Annotated in this window: 15 protein-coding genes and 2 tRNA genes; 11 read left to right on the top strand and 6 right to left on the bottom strand. The window is 38.7% G+C overall.

All coding sequences use genetic code 11. The features are described from left to right. The first annotated feature begins 244 nt into the window (after positions 1-244). From katG to HQN86_RS22425, 3 genes are all read left to right on the top strand, one after another. The gene (katG, locus tag HQN86_RS22435) at positions 245-2521 is read left to right on the top strand and encodes a catalase/peroxidase HPI (protein ID WP_172663099.1); all 2277 of its coding nucleotides are present in this window, start codon (positions 245-247) and stop codon (positions 2519-2521) included. Positions 2522-2964: 443 nt separating this feature from the next. Then, a tRNA-Pro gene (locus tag HQN86_RS22430) sits at positions 2965-3038 on the top strand. Between the two features lie 8 nt (positions 3039-3046). Next, positions 3047-3119 (top strand) — tRNA-Ile (locus HQN86_RS22425). A 143-nt stretch (positions 3120-3262) separates the two neighbouring features. On the opposite strand, the gene HQN86_RS22420 is transcribed toward HQN86_RS22425, so the two are convergent. Beyond that, positions 3263-3967, bottom strand: coding sequence for a peptidase associated/transthyretin-like domain-containing protein (locus tag HQN86_RS22420; protein WP_172663098.1), 705 nt, complete (start codon positions 3965-3967; stop codon positions 3263-3265). 245 nt (positions 3968-4212) lie between these two features. Here HQN86_RS22420 and HQN86_RS22415 point away from each other — a divergent pair, with 245 nt between their 5' ends. Next, positions 4213-5142, top strand: a complete 930-nt coding sequence (locus HQN86_RS22415; RefSeq protein WP_172663097.1) for an SRPBCC family protein — start codon at positions 4213-4215, stop codon at positions 5140-5142. Positions 5143-5196: 54 nt separating this feature from the next. Here the strand turns inward: HQN86_RS22415 and HQN86_RS22410 are convergent, their stop codons facing one another. Continuing rightward, positions 5197-7662 carry a glutaminase family protein gene (locus tag HQN86_RS22410; protein ID WP_172663096.1) on the bottom strand — a complete coding sequence of 822 codons (2466 nt, stop codon included), beginning with the start codon at positions 7660-7662 and terminating at the stop codon, positions 5197-5199. Positions 7663-7878: 216 nt separating this feature from the next. On the opposite strand from HQN86_RS22410, the gene HQN86_RS22405 reads away from it, so the two are divergent. The 3 genes from HQN86_RS22405 (at position 7879) to HQN86_RS22395 (ending at position 12489) form a co-directional block, all read left to right on the top strand. Further along, positions 7879-8463 carry an RNA polymerase sigma factor gene (locus tag HQN86_RS22405; RefSeq protein WP_172663095.1) on the top strand — a complete coding sequence of 195 codons (585 nt, stop codon included), beginning with the start codon at positions 7879-7881 and terminating at the stop codon, positions 8461-8463. Between the two features lie 87 nt (positions 8464-8550). Further along, positions 8551-9537: a FecR family protein gene (locus tag HQN86_RS22400; protein WP_172663094.1), complete on the top strand. Its 987-nt coding sequence runs from the start codon at positions 8551-8553 to the stop codon at positions 9535-9537. A 174-nt stretch (positions 9538-9711) separates the two neighbouring features. Beyond that, entirely contained in the window at positions 9712-12489 is a 2778-nt protein-coding gene (locus HQN86_RS22395) for an outer membrane beta-barrel family protein (protein ID WP_172663093.1), read from the top strand. A gap of 47 nt (positions 12490-12536) precedes the next feature. Here HQN86_RS22395 and HQN86_RS22390 read toward each other — a convergent pair whose 3' ends face one another. Continuing rightward, the gene (locus HQN86_RS22390) at positions 12537-12914 is read right to left on the bottom strand and encodes a winged helix-turn-helix transcriptional regulator (RefSeq protein ID WP_172663092.1); all 378 of its coding nucleotides are present in this window, start codon (positions 12912-12914) and stop codon (positions 12537-12539) included. Positions 12915-12988: 74 nt separating this feature from the next. Between HQN86_RS22390 and HQN86_RS22385 the strand changes: the two genes are divergently transcribed. Next, the gene (locus HQN86_RS22385; RefSeq protein WP_172663091.1) at positions 12989-14413 is read left to right on the top strand and encodes an MFS transporter; all 1425 of its coding nucleotides are present in this window, start codon (positions 12989-12991) and stop codon (positions 14411-14413) included. On the opposite strand, the gene HQN86_RS22380 is transcribed toward HQN86_RS22385, so the two are convergent. Further along, on the bottom strand, positions 14410-15102 hold the full coding sequence (locus HQN86_RS22380; RefSeq protein WP_172663090.1) for a response regulator transcription factor: 693 nt from the start codon (positions 15100-15102) through the stop codon (positions 14410-14412). The genes HQN86_RS22385 and HQN86_RS22380 overlap by 4 nt on opposite strands. Before the next feature lie 15 nt (positions 15103-15117). Further along, the gene (locus tag HQN86_RS22375) at positions 15118-16569 is read right to left on the bottom strand and encodes a sensor histidine kinase (RefSeq protein ID WP_172663089.1); all 1452 of its coding nucleotides are present in this window, start codon (positions 16567-16569) and stop codon (positions 15118-15120) included. 189 nt (positions 16570-16758) lie between these two features. Here HQN86_RS22375 and HQN86_RS22370 point away from each other — a divergent pair, with 189 nt between their 5' ends. Beyond that, positions 16759-17667 (top strand): GLPGLI family protein, encoded by a 909-nt coding sequence (locus tag HQN86_RS22370; protein WP_172663088.1) that lies wholly within the window; start codon positions 16759-16761, stop codon positions 17665-17667. Then, positions 17667-20351 carry a peptidase associated/transthyretin-like domain-containing protein gene (locus HQN86_RS22365; protein ID WP_172663087.1) on the top strand — a complete coding sequence of 895 codons (2685 nt, stop codon included), beginning with the start codon at positions 17667-17669 and terminating at the stop codon, positions 20349-20351. The genes HQN86_RS22370 and HQN86_RS22365 overlap by 1 nt, the downstream gene beginning before the upstream one ends. Here HQN86_RS22365 and HQN86_RS22360 read toward each other — a convergent pair. Then, complete coding sequence (locus HQN86_RS22360) at positions 20337-20756, bottom strand: SRPBCC family protein (protein ID WP_172663086.1); 420 nt, start codon at positions 20754-20756, stop codon at positions 20337-20339. The genes HQN86_RS22365 and HQN86_RS22360 overlap by 15 nt on opposite strands. 88 nt (positions 20757-20844) lie before the next feature. On the opposite strand from HQN86_RS22360, the gene HQN86_RS22355 reads away from it, so the two are divergent. Continuing rightward, on the top strand, positions 20845-21324 hold the full coding sequence (locus HQN86_RS22355) for a YdeI/OmpD-associated family protein (protein ID WP_172663085.1): 480 nt from the start codon (positions 20845-20847) through the stop codon (positions 21322-21324). Positions 21325-21331: the final 7 nt, after the last annotated feature.

Below are 21331 nucleotides of genomic sequence, written 5' to 3'. Positions count from 1 at the left end.
GATTAATTAAAAATAATGGCCAAATATAAGAAGAGTTTTAATATTAGCAACATTGAATGTCTTACATTTTAAACAGTTTTAGAGTGGCTTAGTCCTTAAGGAATTATAGATTTATACTTGCCGTAATAGATTTTACCTATTGAATTATAGAATTAAATGATTGTGATTATTAGTCCTAATATCATAAATTTATAAATAGTCAGAACACGACTTGCAAACAGTTCAATACCATAAATTGATAAAAATGGAAAAAGAATCAAACGATATCAGTAAATGCCCATTTCATAATGGCAGCATGAAACACAATGTTGGCGGTGGCGGCACCAGAAACCGTGACTGGTGGCCCAACCAATTAAAGTTAAGCATCCTGCGTCAGCATTCCTCGTTGTCGAACCCACTGGGCGAAGATTTTAACTATACAGAGGCTTTTAAAAGCCTTGATCTGGAAGCCGTAAAAAAAGATCTTCATGCACTTATGACTGACTCCCAGGACTGGTGGCCGGCAGACTTTGGACATTATGGTGGTTTGTTTATCCGCATGGCATGGCATAGTGCCGGTACGTATCGTGTGGGTGATGGCCGAGGTGGAGCAGGCGCAGGGCAGCAACGTTTTGCCCCGCTTAATAGTTGGCCAGATAATGTGAGCCTTGATAAAGCCCGCAGGCTACTTTGGCCTATTAAACAAAAATACGGTAATAAGATTTCATGGGCCGATTTGATGATTCTTACCGGAAATATCGCACTCGAATCAATGGGCTTTAAAACTTTTGGTTTTGCCGGTGGGCGTCCAGACGTTTGGGAACCGGATGAGGATGTGTATTGGGGTTCTGAGACCACATGGCTTGGTGGTGACCTGCGTTATACGCACGGATCAGAAGGTGTTGAAGAGAACCACGGAGTAGTGGTGTCTGACGACAATGCAGACGGTAAAATCCACTCGCGCAATCTGGAGAAACCATTGGCTGCCGTACAGATGGGACTTATTTATGTAAATCCTGAAGGACCTGATGGTAATCCAGATCCTATTGCCGCAGCTAAAGACATCCGCGATACTTTTGGTCGTATGGCAATGAACGATGAAGAAACGGTTGCTTTAATTGCAGGAGGTCATAGTTTTGGTAAGACTCATGGAGCTGCACCAGCTACTAATGTAGGCAAAGAGCCTGAAGCCGTTGACCTGGATATGCAGGGTCTTGGCTGGAGCAACAGTTATGGCTCAGGTAAAGGTGCTGATGCGATTACAAGTGGGCTTGAAGTAATCTGGACAACAACACCAACCCAATGGAGCAATAATTTCTTTGAAAACCTGCTTGGTTTTGAATGGCAACTTACTAAAAGTCCGGCTGGTGCACACCAGTGGGTAGCTAAAGATGCAGGAGATATTATTCCGGATGCATTTGATAGTTCAAAAAAACATGCACCTAGTATGCTTACAACTGATCTTGCCTTGAGGTTTGATCCTGCCTACGAAAAAATATCGAGACGTTTTCTGGAAAACCCGGATGAATTTGCAGATGCTTTTGCCCGTGCTTGGTTCAAATTAACACACCGTGATATGGGACCACGTGCGCGGTACCTTGGGCCGGATGTGCCTACAGAAGAATTGATTTGGCAAGATCCGATTCCTGCAGTTGACCATAAGCTAATAGACGAGAATGATATTACCGCATTGAAGGCAAAAGTATTGGAATCGGGATTGAGTGTATCAGAACTGGTTTCTACAGCATGGGCATCAGCTTCCACTTTCCGTGGTTCAGACAAAAGGGGTGGGGCTAATGGTGCTCGTATTCGCCTGGCCCCTCAAAAATACTGGCAGGTGAATAATCCATCGCAGTTACAAAAGGTGCTCGATAAGTTAGAAAGTATTCAGAAAGATTTTAATAGTGTACAGTCTGACGGTAAAAAAGTTTCTTTAGCAGATTTGATCGTACTGGCAGGTGGTGCAGGTATTGAAAAAGCAGCGAAGGATGCAGGACATACCGTTACGGTGCCTTTTGCATCTGGCCGTGCAGATGCTTCGCAGGAACAAACCGATGTGGAATCTGTGGGTTATCTGGAGCCAATTGCTGATGGTTTCCGCAATTATCGTAAATCAAAAATTCCTGTATCTACTGAAGAGTTATTGATAGATAAAGCGCATTTGCTGACTCTTTCTGCGCCTGAGTTAACAGTCTTAGTAGGAGGGCTGCGTGCATTGAATACAAATTTTGATGGTTCAAAACATGGTATTTTCACTTCTCGTTCGGGACAGCTTACTAACGATTTCTTTGTAAATCTGCTGGATATGAGAACCTCATGGAAAGCCGTATCTCAAGATAGAGAACTATATGAAGGCAGTGATCGTACTACTGGTGAGATAAAGTGGACCGCAACTCGTGCAGATCTTGTGTTTGGCTCTAACTCAGAATTGAGAGCTATTGCGGAAGTATATGGAAGCGCCGATGCCCAAAGTAAGTTTGTGAAAGACTTTGTAGCGGCCTGGAGTAAAGTAATGAATTTAGATAGGTTTGATTTATTGTAACTAGATCACTCTTTCTAGATAAGATTTTGATGGGCACCACCTATAACAAGATTACTGTTATAAGTGGTGCTTTTCTTATAGTTGTTGAGGAAAAATGGTAATCAATAAAAAAAATATTTTTTGGATAGCTGAAAATTTGTGTATTATTGCAGCATGAAAACAACATCAATACAAAGCTTTATACCGCAGCCGATTTATCGGAGGGGATAGCTATGTATTGAATAAAAATATTTAAAACAAAGAGTCCTCTTAGGTAAGCCTGAGAGGACTCTTTGTTTTAGCAAGAAATTTTATACCATTTAATATGAAAACTACATCAATACAAAACTTTATACCACAACCGATTTATCGAAGGGGATAGCTATGTATTGAATGAAATATTTAAAACAAAAGAGTCCTCTTAGATAACCTAAGGGGACTCTTTTGTTTTAACAAGAATTTTTAGAGTAATATATCAATTGGTCAGATTACCTGCTTTGGGAGCAGGAGGTTCCCGGTTCGAATCCGGGTTACTCTACATAAAATGGAAATATAGCTCAATGGTTAGAGCAGTACTCTTATACGGTACCGGTTAAAGGTTCGAGTCCTTTTATTTCCACTTATTTTCCTGTGGTGCAATGGTAGCACGTCTGATTTTGGTTCAGAAGATTGTGGTTCGAGTCCATACAGGAAAACTTAAAGGAAATATTTATTGGCAGCCTTTGGATAAAAGGTCTACATTTAAATAATAATACGATTTTCTTATTTGTTACTTTTCAAGGAAGGCGAAACCTTTTTTTCTGGTGGTAAAGCCTTAAATTCTTTATATGCGGCCATTAGGTAAAACTTCATATCCTCCTCATTCATCCTGTCTAGTTTTTTTATTGTTGGCCTGTACAATACCATAAAATAATCCAGTTCAGCTCCAGTGAGCGGAGTGTATGTTTTAACTACCTTTTCATTAAATCGCTGATCGATCTTGCGCTCGGTTTTCTCACGTTCCAGTTTCCTTTTAAACCGTCTGGCAAACTTTCCCTCCCGACTAAAATACCTGGAAGGAGAGAAAATGAATGGTTGGTTCTTTGCCAGTTTAATTGCCTGTGCTTTTCGATATACATCTGCATATTGTATTTCAGGATTAAATGCCTCAGCTTTGATTTCTACAGTATTAAGAAATCTATTGTTTAGTGTCATATACTTGTGTATAGGCTTTGCATTTATCAAAAACAGGGTGTCGGAAAAGTAACCAGGCTGATTAAAAATTAATATTTGATTAGGAATAGCCCTAATATTAAACTCGCCTTTGGCATTAGTGATTGCCTTTTCTTTGGAAGTACCATTCGTTACTTCTACGTTTTCTAACTTGAGGCGTGAATCTCTGTCAACCACTGTACCAGTAACAACTTGAGATGAAACCTGTAGGACCAGAAAGAATTGTAAAACTAAAAGAAGAGCTGTTAAACGCATATCTAAAGTTATGTAATTATGATGGTTTACTTTTCGAATCCATTGAGCGCCAGGTGTTAAATAGTGTTAAAGTCGATTGATATAATCGGTAACTTCAAAAACTATTAACAACATTGTCTAAATCAACCCCTAAGAAAGTCTATTATACACCTCTTATCGATCTGTGTTTGTCTGTAATTTTGAATTAGAAAGCATCTGGCAAATGGATGCAGGAATATATTTTTTAAATAATAATTCTTACGACTATGAAAAATGAAGATTTCACAACAACGATTTTAGTTGATGCCACAGCATCGGATGTTTTTAGTGCTATTAATAATGTACGTGGCTGGTGGTCTGAAAATATTGACGGAGACACAGACAAACATAATAGTGAGTTTTTATATCATTACCAGGATGTCCATCGCGCCAAAATGCGGATTACTGAGCTTGTGCCAAACAAAAAAGTGGCTTGGCATGTGCTTGATAACTATTTCAAATTTACTAAAGATGAGTCTGAGTGGAAAGATACTAATGTAGTCTTTGAGATCTCTGAAAAAGATGGTAAAACGCAATTGAAATTTACACACCAGGGGTTGGTGCCAGATTATGAGTGTTTTAATGTCTGCCACGATGCATGGACACATTATATACAAGATAGTTTGAAAAATCTTATTTTAACAGGTAAAGGTGATGCAACACCTAAGGATGTAGAACAAGGGACTCTTAAAACGCAGTTGCCAGAGAATGAGCTTTCAAGAGAACAAACAAAAAGTATTTATCACAAACTGCTTATTGAAGCACCGGTAGAAAAGGTTTATGGTGCCCTAACCACCCAAAAAGGCTTAGCGGGCTGGTGGACTCCCGATACCGTTGCAAAACCTGAAATAGGGAGTGTTGCCAGGTTTGCTTTTGGACCGAGCTACACTAAAGAAATGGAGATTACTGAACTTAAACCATACAGTAGCGTAAAATGGCTTTGCCTTAAAGCATATGAAGAGTGGGTAGGCACTACGATTACTTTTGAATTGGAGCCACATCGCAAAGGATCTACGCTATCTTTTCATCATGATGGATGGGCAGCATATACATCAGAATTTGCAGGCTGCAGTTTTGACTGGGCGCTCTTTTTAAGGAGCTTGAAATTGCTTTGTGAAACAGGCAAAGGGATTCCGTATCCGGATTTTAATAAGTAAAAATCATAGAAAATCCTGTGCCAGTAATGACACAGGATTTCAACAAAAGCCGATTTATTTTCCTTTCAGTTTGTCTGAAAAAAGTTTCATATAGAATCCACCAACTACACTTCTTGCTTTAAAGTTGTCGCGGATACCGGTATTGGAATCATAAAAATCGTTCAAAGGAACGCGTGATTCCGTTTCGATGGCATGTCTGTAAACAGGTTTTACCAGCGCTTCAAATTCCTTTTCGGTTGGAGCAAAAGTCGCCGTCCATAAGATCCAGTCATTTTTAGTATATGCCTTTCTGCTGTCCAAAGGTAAACCGAATTTGTTTTGCTTTGTCAGGTAATACTTGATTTCGGTATCATAAACCTTCTGAGGAAATAAGTTCAGATCCAAAACTTTATCCCAAACCAGGTTATACTTCTGGCTCCAGGTATTTTTGTTGTCAAAAGTCAGCGCATAATGATCGCCTGCATCAGCCATTTCTATCCATTTAGGAACCATGCTTTCGGCAATGGCTCTGTATTTGGTAGCCGTTTCTGTATAGCCTAGTGTTTCAGCCATTTGTGCATAGCTGGCAATACCTACAATTGCTTTTACTGATAAGTTTGCATTTCTTGCCAGGTGGCCTGCAAAATCATCAGTGCACAACTGTGTTTTGGGATCCAATCCTTCTTTGGTCAGGTAATCTGCCCAAGTGGTCAGGGTTTTCCAATGCTTTTTTGCATAATTTGCATTGCCCTGTGCCTTCGCAATCGCTGCTGTAAGGATAATCATATTGCCCGATTCTTCAACTGGCATCGGTTCTCCATAAGTCTGGCCGTTAGCCAATGGGTATGTACCCAAATCGTGTGCGGCCCATGGGTGGGGATATTTTCCACTTTCGCTGAAATAAAATATACCGTTTAACATACCTTGCAGCAAAGCAGGATTGTAAATCAGGTAGAGCGGGGCAGAAGGGTACGTTACATCAACAGTATTGATGAATCCACCACTATTATTTTCTTTAGATAACCATAAGATTTCTCCCTCAGGACTTTTTACCAAGGTATGTGCTGCAATACTCTGGCGATAGCCAAGAATGCACAAGTGTGCATATTCCTTACCACCAGATTTAAGTGCATCAGCATATACTTCTTTGTTAAAAGTCTTACATTTTTGCATTACCTCTTTGTACTGATTAGCTGCATCGGTCAGTTGACCTTCCATAGTTTCCTTTCCAGAAGTGTTCCACCAAGGTCTCAGGTTTCTCTTGAAATACTGAATTGCATAAACCTCGTCGTAACCCAGCTCAACAAAGCGCTCTACCTCTGTTTGGCCAACAGTTCCAAAAGGAACGACAGTGTTTAGGGCAAGAGATTTGCCACCGGAGGCAGTAGAAGCTGAGGACCCGTTTCTGAATGCATCAGCTGCAGAACTACTGTTGGTGATAAACTGTACCGCATTGCTGGACTTAGGAGCAGCCACGTAGAAATAACCCCAATCGATGCGCATGTCATCAGCACCCTTTTGCAGAACTGGTTGTTCTACCGTACCCGCTTTTAGGATTGATAATTTAGCTGTTGAGTATTTTTTAGCAGTTACTTCCTGTGAAGGTCTATATACTGCTATGTTTGAAGAAGCACTTAGCAAAACCTTTACCGCGTGAGTTTTTTTGTCGTTGGCCTGTACATTGTATGTGATGTAAGAAACCGGGCGTGCCAGTAATCTCAAATCATTCATAAGCAGGGGCGAAGTAAAGGTAACTTTAAGATCAACTTTGCCACAAGTAAAATCATAGATCGTTTGCGTAGCAGTAACCTCTACGTTTTTCTGTTTCGCCAGTTGAATCTTGGCCGCATTGTCCTTCAGTTTATCAGCCAAACCAAAGTCCAGATATCTGCCTCCGGCCGAGTTGGCCAGGTGGATGGCGATCACATTCTGGCCGGCCTTTAGGTCGCTTTTATCTAGTGGGAAATATTGGAACGTATTGGTCCATCCTTCTTTTTGATAAACCTTTTTACCGTTCAGATATACTTCAATGTTGTCATCATGGTTCATTTTTAACAACAGCTCATTGATGCTGGCAGGATTGGCAATATTAAACGACCTCCTTACCCAGATGTCATTAGATTTCCAAAGTGTTTTTACTTGTTTGGCGTCATCTCCAATAGGAGCCGAACCGGTTTTCCAATCAGCAGCAGCGTATGCAGCCGACTTCCAGTCGCCTTGCGGTGCCGTTTCCGTATACTTTACTGTATAAGGAGTTTCGTCAGAAGTACCGAGTATTGTTTTATAGTTTGTCTCTTCCTTACCAAGAAAGCGGTAGATGTTACCGTCTACATTGATCAGACCCAGTAGTGAGTGATCTGCGCCTGTCCAGTGAGTTGTAGTAGATGCATTGAGTTGATCGGTATTTGACCAGATACTGAAATTGGGATTGTGCGTGATTAACGGGTAGGAAGGTGCCTTCCTATCCTGAGCTTGGGTTTGGCCTATTGCGAAAAAGCAAGCCAGCAAGCCCAGGACCTTTAATTTGTTGGATTTGTTCATTTTTGTGTATATAGTTGATTTGTATTATTAGTTTGGATTGTAAAATTAAGTGATTGAAGTTTGTTAAGACCGTGCATCTGTATCAAGTTTTCGCGTATGCGTCTCAATATTGGTAAAATAGAACATAATTGACTCCTAGCTGGTACATAGATAAATGTGGTTGCAAGGAATCACTATTTCCTGTAGCTTCGCCAATTATAATTTACGCTAAAATAAATGTCGGTATACAATTCATCGAGCGATCTTCAGCTGGTCGATCTTTTAAAAAAGGATGATGAAGCCGCTTTTACCGAAATTTATTACCGTTATGCGGACAAGTTAGCCGGGTTTGCCAGTTCTAAATTATATAGCCTTGAAGATTCACGCGACATCATTCACGACCTATTCGTGAAATTTTGGGAGGAAAGGAAATCCCTAAAAATAGATCGGAATTTAGAGGCTTACTTATTTACAATGGTTCGTTATCGTATCATTGATAAGATCAGAAAGAACATTACTCATGAAGATTACATGGGAATGGTGCTGTCTTTACAGACAAGTTTAGGATCAGAAATTGAACAGCAAATAGCGTTAAAAGAATTAAAACAGACTATTGGTAAATCTTTGGAAAAATTATCTCCAAGAGTTCAAGAGATCTACCATTTAAGCCGAGAGGAAAACTTAAGCATTCCTGAAATAGCAAATAAATTACAGCTTTCTGAGCAAACCGTAAAAAATCAGCTAACGTCTGCTTTGAAGCATTTGCGCCGGTCATTAACAATTAGTTCTGTTTCTGCACTAGTATTTTGGTATCTATATTAGCGGTTCTATGATACGCTAAAAAAAAATATTTTATTTTCTCATAGTACCAAACGGGGGTTCATACGACTATTGTCAAAATCCGATAAAATGAACCGCGATAATATCGAAGCTTTATTAGGCCGTTACCAAAAAAGAGAGACTTCTATTGAAGAAGATCACCTGATTGAAAAATGGTTGGCAGAAAATGGAAATGCTGATCCCGAGTGGCAACAGTTAGATCGTTCCGGTAAAGAGCAATGGCTTTCTGATGTGTTTATGGAGATTAAGGATACTATTAAGGCAAATGAGCCTAAAGTAGTGCTAATAGAATCAAGAACATACTTATGGTACAAAATTGCAGGTGTGGCAGCCGTGTTAATTATGGTTTTTGGCCTCTACTTAAGCTGGCCACTATTAGAAAAGCGCATGCTGTCGCAAGATTTAACCTCACTGTCCATTCCTGATCAGGAAAAAAAACAGATTACCCTTGCTGATGGTACCCAGGTTTGGTTAAATGCCGGTTCTGAATTAAAATATCCTAAAGTATTTAATGGAAAAACAAGAGAGATTTATCTTTCGGGGGAAGCCTATTTTGATGTTAAACATGATGCCGCGAAACCTTTTCTCATTCACACAGGAAAAGTACTTACCACAGTACTGGGAACTGCCTTTAATATTAAAGAAGATCAAAGCAAGCATACGCTGGAAGTTACGGTAACCAGGGGTAAAGTGAGTGTAGCAGACGACGGTAAGGTTTTAAGCATTCTTACCAGCAATCAGCAGGTAAGTCTTGATATGATAAGCAGAAAACCTATCGAAAAAACAATAGATGCTCAAACGGTTATAGCCTGGAGGGATGAGAATATACTTTTTGATGATATTACCCTTGCAGATGCAGCAATACAGCTTGAAAAGCATTTTCATGTGAAGATTACTTTTAATAATGACAAATTAAAAAGATGTCGATTTAGCGGCGCAACACTGAAAGGAGATCAACTGAACAAAATTTTAGACGTGATCACTGACTTTAATAACGCAACCTGGGAAACCAAATCAAGTGGACACATCGTCATCTATGGCGAAGGTTGTAATTAGTATTACCTGCAAAATTTATTTAGATGAATAACGACTAAGCTTTATATACGCTGAATATGCCTCAAGGAAGCAGTGTCAGCAAAATAACCTGTAAACCGACGGCCATCGGTCTACAGGAATCCCGGAGTGTCCGGGGCTTTAAATAATTGGAATCACTTAAAACATTTTAAAATTATGAAAAATTCTGCAACAATGTGGAATATGGGGGTGGCATGTGCTTATCTCATTGGTATAATAACATTAAATAAACAATTTATAATCTGGTTGATGCGTGTAAGTATTGTCATATCTCTTTTCTTCTTAATTTCATTGCAGTTCCTCATGGCTGTACCGGTAAACGGTCAGAAAATGAGCGATTGCAAAGTGACGATTAAACTGGAAGATGAAAGTTTACTAGCTGGTTTAAAAAAAATTGAGGCACAAACGAATTTCCGATTCTATTATAGGAAATCGGAAATAAAGGAAATTACAGACCTCAATATCGCATTTAGTACAAGAACGGTAGAAAACACATTATATGAACTGTTAAAAAACACGGATTTTTCTTTCCGACAGGTCAACAATAATATTCTACTGGAAAGGCGCAGACAAGAAACCGGGTATACTGTAAGGGGGAGGATAGTAGGTTCTGACCACAAACCAGTTGAATTGGCTACTATCCAAATTATGAAGGTTACCAATCAAAATATTGTTTCTACGTCACTAGCAGACACCGGTGGCCGATTTAGCCTAAAGGTTTATGAGCAGGGAGACTACTTGCTTAAGGTATCGTCAGTGGAAACAGACAGCTTAATGCAGAAAATTACCGTAGGGAATGCAGAGGTACTTGAAGTGCCTGATATTGTTCTTAATAAATCAGCTATACAATTAAAAGATGTTACTATTACCACTACAAGGCAGCTAATCAGTCGCTCTCTCGATAAATTGATCCTAAATATAGAGGGTAGTATCTATGAAAAAGGTGAAGATGCCCTAAAACTATTTAACGTAATACCTGGTGTTTATGTGAGTGGAAAAGAAATTGTGTTCAGGGGCTCTCAAGGTGTGACTGTATATATTGACAACAGGAAAGTCTTGCTGTCGGGAGATCAGTTGTTATCTTATCTTCGGTCTATTCCTTCTGAATCCATCAAATCTTATGAGTTGAAAGCAGTTCCTGGGGCCGAAAATGATGCGCAAAATGGCGGAGTAATTATAAATATTGTTTTAAAATCTGAGTACAAATACGGGCTTAGCGGTAATGTAAGCAGCGGGTACTGGTATAATAAATACGACAACACAAAAGCCACAACATTTTTGAATTACCGTGCAGGTAAATTTAATTTTCAGGGAAGTTTTAATTATTTCTGGACTCCGGCTTTTTATGAAGATAACATTAGTCAGCAGTTCAAATCAACAGGCATTATTAGCAAGCAAACCGAAAAGTACGACGAACGTTATCACAGCATAGGCTATAATGCCAGTGTGGATTATAAACTGAATTCTCAACAAACCCTTGGCGTCAGTTACAATATGTTTACCAATCCTGGCAGTGTCAGTAGCATATATAAAACAGATATTGATTATCTGGCCAATATAAAGGCAAGTACTGTCGACTCTTCTTTGCACACAAAAAAAAGCACTACATTTCGTTATGTTAACCAAATGGCTAACGCATTTTACCGGAATAAACTTGATACAATTGGTAGTAAACTGGATATTGGGTATAGCTATATATCCTATGGCTTGAGAGACCCTTCCGCTTTAGAAACTGAATTTTTAAACGGAAATGGGGCAGAATCCCATCCTCGTGATAGCTTATTCACCAAGACGATCGGCAAATCGATGGTGCATGTAGCCAATATAGATTTAGAAAAACATCTCTTTAAATTACTTGTATTTAATACCGGAAGTAAATTTACTGCATCCAATACGGATTATTCAATGGATTTTCGAAATGGCCTGAATGAGCAGTCTCCATTAGATCCCTTAAAGTCCAACAGGTTTTTGTATAGTGAATATATTCTGGCCTTCTACGGCACGGTTGCCAAGTCTTTTAAACAATGGGATTTCAAAGTCGGAATAAGGACTGAACAAACTAATTACCATGGTAAATCAGTTACTACAGAACAAACTATCGGACGTAACCAGTGGAACTTTTTTCCATCCGCTTTTTTAAATAGGAAATTTGGAGAAAATCATTCACTTACACTCTCATATAACAGAACGATAGATCGCCCTGGATTCAGACAATTGAATCCTTTTGTTACCTATGTAAGTCTCAATAGCATCCAGGAAGGAAATCCTAACTTGCGATCTTACTTCAGCAATAATTTGCAATTGGAATATTTGTTAAACAGGAAATACAGTTTAACTGTTGGGTATCAAAATACCAATAATGCCATTACTGAGAATCTCACTAATATTGGGGATGTCATCATTTCAAGGGACGAAAATATCACTGACAATAATAATGTTTTCACCTCTTTGTACATTCCAATAAAGTTAACCAATTGGTGGGAAATTAATACGAGTGCCACGCTGAGGTACCGGACGATAGATATTCATGGCACTGAGACCTTAAACAGGTCTAAATTTATACAATACGTTAGGACTGCCAGTAAATTTAATTTGCCGAGAAAGTACTTTGTTGAGGTTTCAGGATTTTATAAAACCAGTGATTTCTATGGTATTTATGACCAACAAAGAGTTGGCAAACTGGACATAAACATAAAAAAGAGCTTTCTTAATGATCGACTAACTTCGAGTTTTGAATTGCAGGACCCTTTTCATTTATATAAACCTCGATATGAAATCAATACTGCGGAATTTACCAGAAACGTTTTAAGAAACAGACTTGATTTTGTGAGGTATATTGGCGTTTTCTTCACCTATAATTTCTCGAGTGGGAAAAAGCAAGACAGTAAGGAAAACGTGGACGCTGCAGGAAATGAAGCTAGGGGACGTTTGTAGCCTCACCTGGTCATCCTCTCTTTACCTCGAGAGGATGACCTTACCTTTTAGAGGACACCCTCTTTATTGTGGATGCAATGGGTATTGCCCCATTGGTTTAACAATTCAATAATCGGAACCAGGGTTAAGCCCAATTCAGTTAACTTATATTCTACTCTTGGTGGCGATTCTGCATAAACCGTTCGTAAAATAATACCATCACGTTCCAGCTCGCGCAATTGTGTAGTAAGCGTAGCCTGGGTAATATCAGGCATCTTCTTTTTAAGTGCCCCAAAACGCTTCGGACATTCCAATAAAATAGCATTCAGGATCAGCAGCTTCCATTTGCCACCAATAATACGAAGCACTTTTGTCATCGGGCAGTTATATTCTCCGGTTTCCTCTTTTACAAATGGCTGTAAATCAATATTCGTATCTTTTTTCATACCTGGTATCTTTTTTAAAACTACTTGTGCACCTGTCTCAAAGACTTCAATTTTGCTGGCTAATTTAACCAAAAATGAGCAGACAAATTTCAAAATGGTTTCTATTGACAATTATCTCATCTTCTATTTTTTTAGCAGTTATTGATATTTTTATTGTTAACGTAGCCTTACCCTCAATACGTAAAGGCATTAATGGTTCTGATGGTGATATCCAACTCGTTATTGCTTTATACCTGCTTGGTTATGCAGCCTTTCTGATTACCGGAGGGAGGGCTGGTGACCAGTTCGGGAAGAAAAGGGTTTTTCTGATTGGAATGATTGCTTTTACCGTTGCCTCTGCCTTTTGTGGTATTTCTCAAACTGCTTTTCAGTTAAATCTAGCCCGTTTGCTACAGGGCATCAGTGCAGGTTTTATGATTCCCCAAGGTATTTCCTATATCCAGGTGCTTTTTCCAAATCCTGTGGAACGTATAAAAGCTATTAGTATTTATGGAAGTATTGCCGGCTCAGCGTCTGTTATCGGACAATTTTTAGGTGGTCTATTGCCCGATCTGCATTTCATTGTGGCAGGCTGGCGTCTTATTTTCCTAATCAATGTTCCCTTGGGGCTAGCTTCAGTTTTCCTTGCAGTAAAATTCCTGCCCAGCCAGAGCAGTCAGGCCAAAGAGAAATTCGATTACTCAGGTGTGCTACTTCTTACATTAACTTTAATGGCTTTAATTTATCCCTTGATCCGCGGCAGGGAGTTAGGGTGGCCACTTTGGAGCCTGATTTGTGTCGGAGGATCTGTGCCGTTGCTACTTTGGTTTGTCTATGATCAGAAACAAAAACTCAACCGAGGAGGATACCCCCTCATCGACATGAAACTGTTCGCCTTCAAAGATTTTAACATAGCACTTTGGGCTGTATTGTTTTATTTTATGGTACAGGATTCTTATTTTCTGCTCAATGTGATCCTGTTACAAATAGGATTTGGAATTAGTTCTACAGAGGCAGGTTTGTTCTTTGTATTGCAGGGACTTGGTTTTGTGGTTGCATCCCTGATTTCAATTCGTTTAGTACCTAAATATGGAAAAAAAGTGTTACAGGGTGGAATACTGATCATGATTATTGCCAGTGCATTGCATATCGTTGTATTCAATTCAGTCGACATTAACAGGTTTATTGCTTATCCTGTTCTGTTTATATATGGATTTGGTTGTGGTTCGGTGCTTCCATCATTGATGACAATGGCATTAAAAAGCATACCAACAAAGTTTGCCGGCGCGGCTTCTGGCACTTACGCTACGTTTCAGCAAACTGCCATTGCTCTTGGTATTGGAATTATTGGCGGCCTGTTCTTTTCTCTGGCTGGCGAAAATCCTTCAACTATTACTTATTTAAAAGCTTACCAGACCGCCATGTCCGTTAATATGTTCTTGCTTGTTTTAGTAGGTTTGTTTTTAATATTACTCCCCGAAAAGAAAGCCGTGGCTGCAAGTGCAAACTTCTCCCATTAATCGTTGATGATTAATTTATAACCCACTCCACGAATATTTACAATTTCAATATTTGTATCGTGCTTTAAATGTTTACGTAATTTGGTAATAAATACATCCATACTTCTGGCAGCAAAAAAATTGTCCTCTCCCCAAAGATAGTCTAAAGCTAATTTTCTGGCTAGCACCTGATTCTTATTCTCAATCAGCATCTTTAATAAGGATGCTTCGCGAAAAGACAGCTTTACACTTTCGTTACCTAATGTTAATTCCTGTATGGTGTTGTTAAATTCATAATTGCCAATACTAAAGTTTTCAATTGACAGGTTTGTTTTGTGTCTCTCTGAACGACCTAATAGCGACTTAACCCTTACTATAAGTTCTTCCATGCTAAAAGGCTTTTTCAAATAATCATTGCACCCCATTTCAAATCCTTTGATTACATCCTCGGTTAATGACCTCGCCGTAAGAAAAAGAATTGGCACAGCGGTATCAACCTTTCGGATATCTTCCGTTACTGAAAAACCATCTTTTTCGGGCATCATCACATCCAGAATGCAGATGTCAGGCTGAAAACTTCTAAATACTGAATAGGCCTTAATTCCGTTTTGAACCCATGATACCTCAAAATCTCTTGTTTCGAAACTTTCTTTTATGATCTTTCCTAAAAAGGGTTCATCTTCTGCTAATAATATCTTCAATTTAACCATTTTGATGTTTCATTGTTATACAGGTACTGTAATGATGAAAAAAGTTCCTTTGCCTATACTACTTTTTAATTCAATGGTGCCATTATGTTTTTTTACAATACCAGCAACGTAATTTAATCCAAGACCAAATCCCTTTACTTTATGGAGATTGCCCGTAGGAACGCGGAAAAAGCTATCAAATACCTTATCATGATAAGCCTCAGGTATGCCGATACCATTATCGCCGATAACTATCTCCAGTAGGTTTTCGCCAGCATTTATTCCATTTGTGATCTCGATCTCAGGAGGTTCATCCGTATATTTTAGACTATTGTCGATCAGGTTATAGATTACGTTTGAAAAATGATCAGCGTCTATCATGGCCTCAGTTTTTCCTGTAGTGGGTTTAATCGATAAGCTTGCATTTCTTTGCTCAAGCTGGGGCCGCATATTGGTTGCAACATCATTTATGAGTTTACCTATGTTCTTTTTTTGCAGGGAAAGTTTAATCTCACTTCGTTCAAATGCTGCCATCCTCAACACTTTTTCTATCATAACCGAAATTCGCTTAAGTTCGTGTTCGCATATGTCCAGATACTCTTTCGCTTGTTCGGGCTTTTTCATCACATCAAAACTTTTCATTGCTTCTACCGCAAGCGATACCGTTGATATCGGAGTTTTAAATTCATGAGTCATGTTGTTGATGAAATCAGTTTTTATTTCCGATAGTTTCTTCTGCTGAAAAATGGTGCGTAGCATATATACAAACGCCAATATAGTTATGCCAATCATCAATACAGAAGCCAACAAAACCCATTGCATTTGTTTAAACACATACTGAAAATGGTTGCTCACGGTAATTTGCAACAAATACGGTTTTGATAAGCCTATAAATACTTGAAATTTCTTTTTAGTGCTGTTTGCAAATAAAGTGCTGTCGCTAATAAAATTATCGCCTTTAGCACTGGCGTTTGATAATTTAAAGGCAAAGGTCGAGTAGATTCCCTGATTCTTTAAAAGGGCATCTAATTCAGTTCTTAAATGCTGCTCCAGAGCTGCAAATTCATTTTTCTTATAATTGTAGCCGGTACTTATGGTTAGCTTCTTTCCTTTAAATTGAATTTTATTTCTTAGGCCACCATCTGGTTTTTCTGGTAGTGTATCTACAAAAGAATAAAAGATTGAACGAGACCTGGAAGTAGCGCTATCAGTTGGAAATTGATCGGGCATGTTTTGAAGGACCCTGGTAAGCATAGAAATTTTTGCTTTGCTTGATTCGGTATTTGATCCTGTAATGTTTCCCTCTGCTTTTAATTCTGATACTACATGTGCGGTCTGCAGTTTTTGTAATACCTCCTGAACATCATTTTCAAATTGCTTTGTCGAAAGAAGGTAGGAGTTGTATAACCAGTAACATTGGAATAGAAAGATTCCGGCAAGCGAGCAGGCAACAATGAGTACAATAAACCGAATTCTTTTTGATAACATTTCGAAATCTATAAGGTAGTAGCAAAGATATGATAATCATGCTTTTACAAGCGATCTGATAACACTCATTAACACTGGTTAACACTATTTAACACTACCGTCTTTAGTTAACGTTATTTAACACTCATTTTCCTGCTAAAGCTGTTGTCTCGCCATAGTTTTGATATACAGACCTTAAAAAAGAAGACAATGAAAACAAAAGAAATGTTAATTGCATTTGCGCTGATTACGCCAATAATCTTTACAAATTCGAGTGCCTTTGCCCAAGTCAAAGATCCTGTTCTGGCCGAAATCAGATATGACTTTACTCATGTAACAGACACTAATCATCGGGATAAACCCAAAAAAGAAGAAATGGTTCTTTATATCGCCAAAAACTCAAGCTTATATAAAAGCCAGAGTCTGGCTACTAAAACCGAAGAAGCTTTAAAACAAATGAAGGAGTTTAGCAGTGGAAATGAAGGAGGGCATCAGATGCTTGCTTTTAGTTCACCAAATCTTACAAACGAAGAGATTTATAATTTTCATCAGGACAAGAAAATGCTGCTGATAGATAAGGTTGGACTTACTGCATATAGTATACCTCAGCAATATCCCTCAATTGATTGGCAGATCAGCAATGAAACAAAAGAAATTGGAGGTTATAAATGTCAAAAAGCGATAGCCGCATTTCGGGGACGAAATTATACTGCATGGTTTACGGCAGAACTTCCATTTCCATATGGTCCCTGGAAATTGAATGGTTTGCCCGGGTTAATTCTGCAAGCAGAAGATGATAAGAAAGAAGTGGTATTTAATTACGCCGGATTTGATAAAAAAGAAGAAGGATTGGTAAATATTGAACTTCAGAAAGGGATAACTGAAACAACTTCAGCTGATCTTGCGAGAGCAAAAAAAGTTTTTGAGAAGAATCCAGGTGGTAATATGTTAAGGAATATGCCAATTCCGGCTGGTGCAAATGTGCAAACAAAAATGGTTTTTAAAGATGAAACAGGCAAGGAGATGACCAAAGAAGAGATGGATGCTAAAATGAGCATGTCAAATAAAATGAATGGAAAGCCAGTATTTAATAATCCATTAGAATTATCCAATAAATAATGAATAGTATCAGATTGCTAATTAGTGTTTTGTTGTGTTGCCTGACCTTTTCCGCATATTCACAGCAGCGCCAAATAAAAGGTATATTAAAAACAAATACAGGCAAACCTGTGGCTTATGCAACGGTGACAGTTAAGTCGCAGAATCAAAGTATTTTAGCTTTTAAGGCCAGTGATATTGACGGGAATTTTTCACTGCTGCTACCTGATACAGTTAAAATAACGGAGTTGTTTATTGAAGTCAATTACCTTGGTTATAAAAAGTCTGTCACACCAATAGCACAGGGAAAAGTAAGCTATGAAATATTGATGGAGGAACAAGTAATAGACCTATCAGAGATTGAAATAAAAAGCAGGCCCAGAATCCGTTCCAGTGGAGATACATTGAGTTATGATGTTGGATCTTTTGCCAAAGAAGAAGACCGTACTATTGGCGACGTGATAAAGCGAATGCCCGGTATGGAGGTAAACGAAAGCGGCCAGATAAAGTATAATGGTAAGGACATATCTAACTTATATGTTGATGGAGATGACCTTCTGGATGATCGTTATGGAGTGGGTACCAAAACCATTCCGAATGGCATGGTTCAGGATGTAGAGGTAATGCAAAACCACCAACCTAACAAAGTGCTTAAGGGTAAGGCGCTGAGCGAGGATGTTGCCCTTAATCTTAAAATTAAAGATACTGCCAGACTAAAGCTGGCCGGACAAATAAAGGTAGGAGCCGGATTACCTGGGCAATACGACGAGGAAATCAACTCGATTTTATTTAACAAGAAATACAAGATGCTAAATGTGCTTAAGGGAAATAACACCGGAACTGATCTGGCTCCTGAACTTACCGCATTTAATCAGCCGGGTATGCGATCAAATCTGGGGAACTCCCGTCCATCACCTCTGCTGTCCACCGGAACAGTCGGGGTGCCGGAACTTCCTACAAATCGCTATTATTTCAACAATTCAGGGTCTTTAAATGCTAATAATCTATTTAATATCTGGAATGGCTGGCAATTGAAAACAAATGCGAGCTTACTAGTCGACAAAAATAAAATGGACCATTTAAGTGTCAATGAAACCTATATAGGTCAAGATACGATTAACTATACAGAACAACAGTATATTGAAAAAAGCCCCTTTATTGCTGATCTTTCCGTGCGACTTGAAGCGAATAAGGATAAGTATTATTTCAATAATTCACTAAAGCTTGGATACAATAAACAGATGGGAAGGGGAGCCCTGTTAAATAATAATTTGAACATGGGACAATATTTTAAAAGCCGGGTTGCCGATTTTTCTAACCGCTTGCAGTATATACCAGCCATTAGTAAAAACAATGTAATTAGTTTGAACTGGTATTTGAATTACTTTAACAATCCACAAACATTAAATATAAACCCTGGAATTAATGCCGATGTTTTCAATGGCGGATTGGCTTACAAAGGAATCAATCAATATGTAGAGACACCTACATGGTTCAGTAATGCATCGATAGGTGTTCGGTTTTCAAAAGGATTAATTAAGCAAAATTATCAGTTTGCTGTCCAAAATGAATGGCAGGAACTTAACTCTGAACTCAGATTTAATCAAATAGATGGGCAGAAAACACCATATATTGGAAATCCGGACAATCATGTAGAATGGACTCGTCATCAAACATATCTGAATAGCAATTATGAATTGAAAAAGGGGAAATGGGAAACCATATTATCATTGCCACTTTCTCTGCAGTACATTGCCTATCGGGATTCGGCCTTCGGCCTTAGTGAAAAAAAGAACCGCTTTTTGTTTAATCCCAGCTTCAGAACAAAATATTATATTCAGGCTGAAGATTATTTGTCAGCAAATTATGCTTACACTAACGAGACAGGTAATGTAAATGGAATTTATCATGGAACCATTTTAACAAACTATCGCAGTCTGGAAGCCAACAATCCTATTTTACAAGAGCAACACGCGCATAATTTTGGTATGAACTACAATTTTCAGCGAACTATTAGTATGCTTTATATTAATGCAGGTATCTCTTATACCAAAGCTACCTCAAACACCATCGCCTCAAGAGAGATAACCAATAATATATCAAGTACAGTATTGCTACCTTATACAAACGATGTGAGTGCATTTAGTGCAAGTGCGGGGTTTAGTAAATACGTCTTTGCACTAGGGGCAACAACAGGTGTTAAAGCATCATGGGGTACCACACGTTTTAATCAGTTTCTCAATGAAACCTTGTTACCTTACAAGAATATTTCCTTTACCATTCAGCCAAGTATAGAGGCTCGCTTATGGGATCAGATCAGCTTGAAATATGAAGGTTCAGGGTCGTGGATTACAAGCAACCCCTTAAACAGCACTTCTGTGGGTAATCAATATAGCCAGCGGATACGTCAATCTGATCAAACATTTAGCTTGGGTTATTCTCCTGTTAAAAATACATTTTTGCGCTTCAGCGGTAGACATCAGTATACCAGTCAGCAGCAAACGGAGGATATTCGCTACTTCTTTGCCGATGCTAACATTCGGCATAGGATTCAAAAATGGCGGATAGATATTGAACTGGATATCACAAATCTTGCAAATATTAAGGCATATGATACCTATAGTTTATCAGCTAATCAGTTTGGGTATAACCATTATAATCTAAGAGGAATGATGGCAGTACTGAAGTTTCTATTTAATCTTTAGATCGCTGGGAGACTCTGCCACTTTTTTAAGTTCCTGCAGAGCAGCCTCCCAGCCACTAACTGCATCACCAAACTCCGCATCTGTCAATTCCTCTAATAATTCCTCGGTAGCATGGAGTATAGTATGGTCATGTTTAAACATAGTGGTATAGCTGATCACAGAAGACAGTTCCTGCATATCCTTGCCCGTAAATAATTCATGTTTAAGATATTCACCTGGCCTGTAGTCTAGCAGCCTGCCGTAAGTGATCTGGGTTCCGGAAAGATTTTGCCATCCAAAAAAAGAGCCCGGATTCCAGTCAGTTTTATATATCCCGCCCAGCTTTCGGGTAATTAATGGATTGGTAAATACCTTCCATACTTTATCAGGAGTAGTGTTGATCAGGACAGATTTTTCTATGCGCATCAGTTTTAAAATAAAGGTAAAATTCTAAATCAAGTTTAGTTATTTTTACAACAAATCAAAACCATGATCATTAGATTTTTTTTATAAAATGTCAAAAGCACCGCTCATTGAAGGAACATTTCTACTGGAGAAAATACCGGGCAAAGGTGGCTGGACTTATTTGAGGCTGCCTGGAGTTAGCTCAGATTATAGAGGTAAATTCGGAACTGTGAAGGTGAGTGGCACTATTGATGATTATGAATTGATCAATTATGGATTGATGCCCATCAGAGATGGCGGACTGTTCCTTCCAATAAAAGCAGAGATCAGGAAAAAGACAGGAAAAAAAGAAGGTGATAAAGTATCCGTGCTATTATACGCAGATGCTGAAGATATACCTATGGCAATGCCTGAAGATCTTTTAGTATGCTTACAGGATGAACCTGAAGCTTATCAAACTTACCAGAGCTACACTGAAACTGAACGCAAAGCTTTTCTGGATTGGATTGGGGAGGCAAACCAGGACGAAGTACGGGTACGGCGCATTGCTCAAACCATCGATTTGCTGCTAAGCAAACAAAAAAGGTAATTTAATA

Source organism: Pedobacter panaciterrae, assembly GCF_013204795.1.
In the GTDB taxonomy this organism is placed as follows: domain Bacteria; phylum Bacteroidota; class Bacteroidia; order Sphingobacteriales; family Sphingobacteriaceae; genus Pedobacter; species Pedobacter panaciterrae.
The sequence above is the reverse complement of the archived record's forward strand: the minus strand, read 5'-3'. Positions and strand labels throughout refer to the sequence as shown.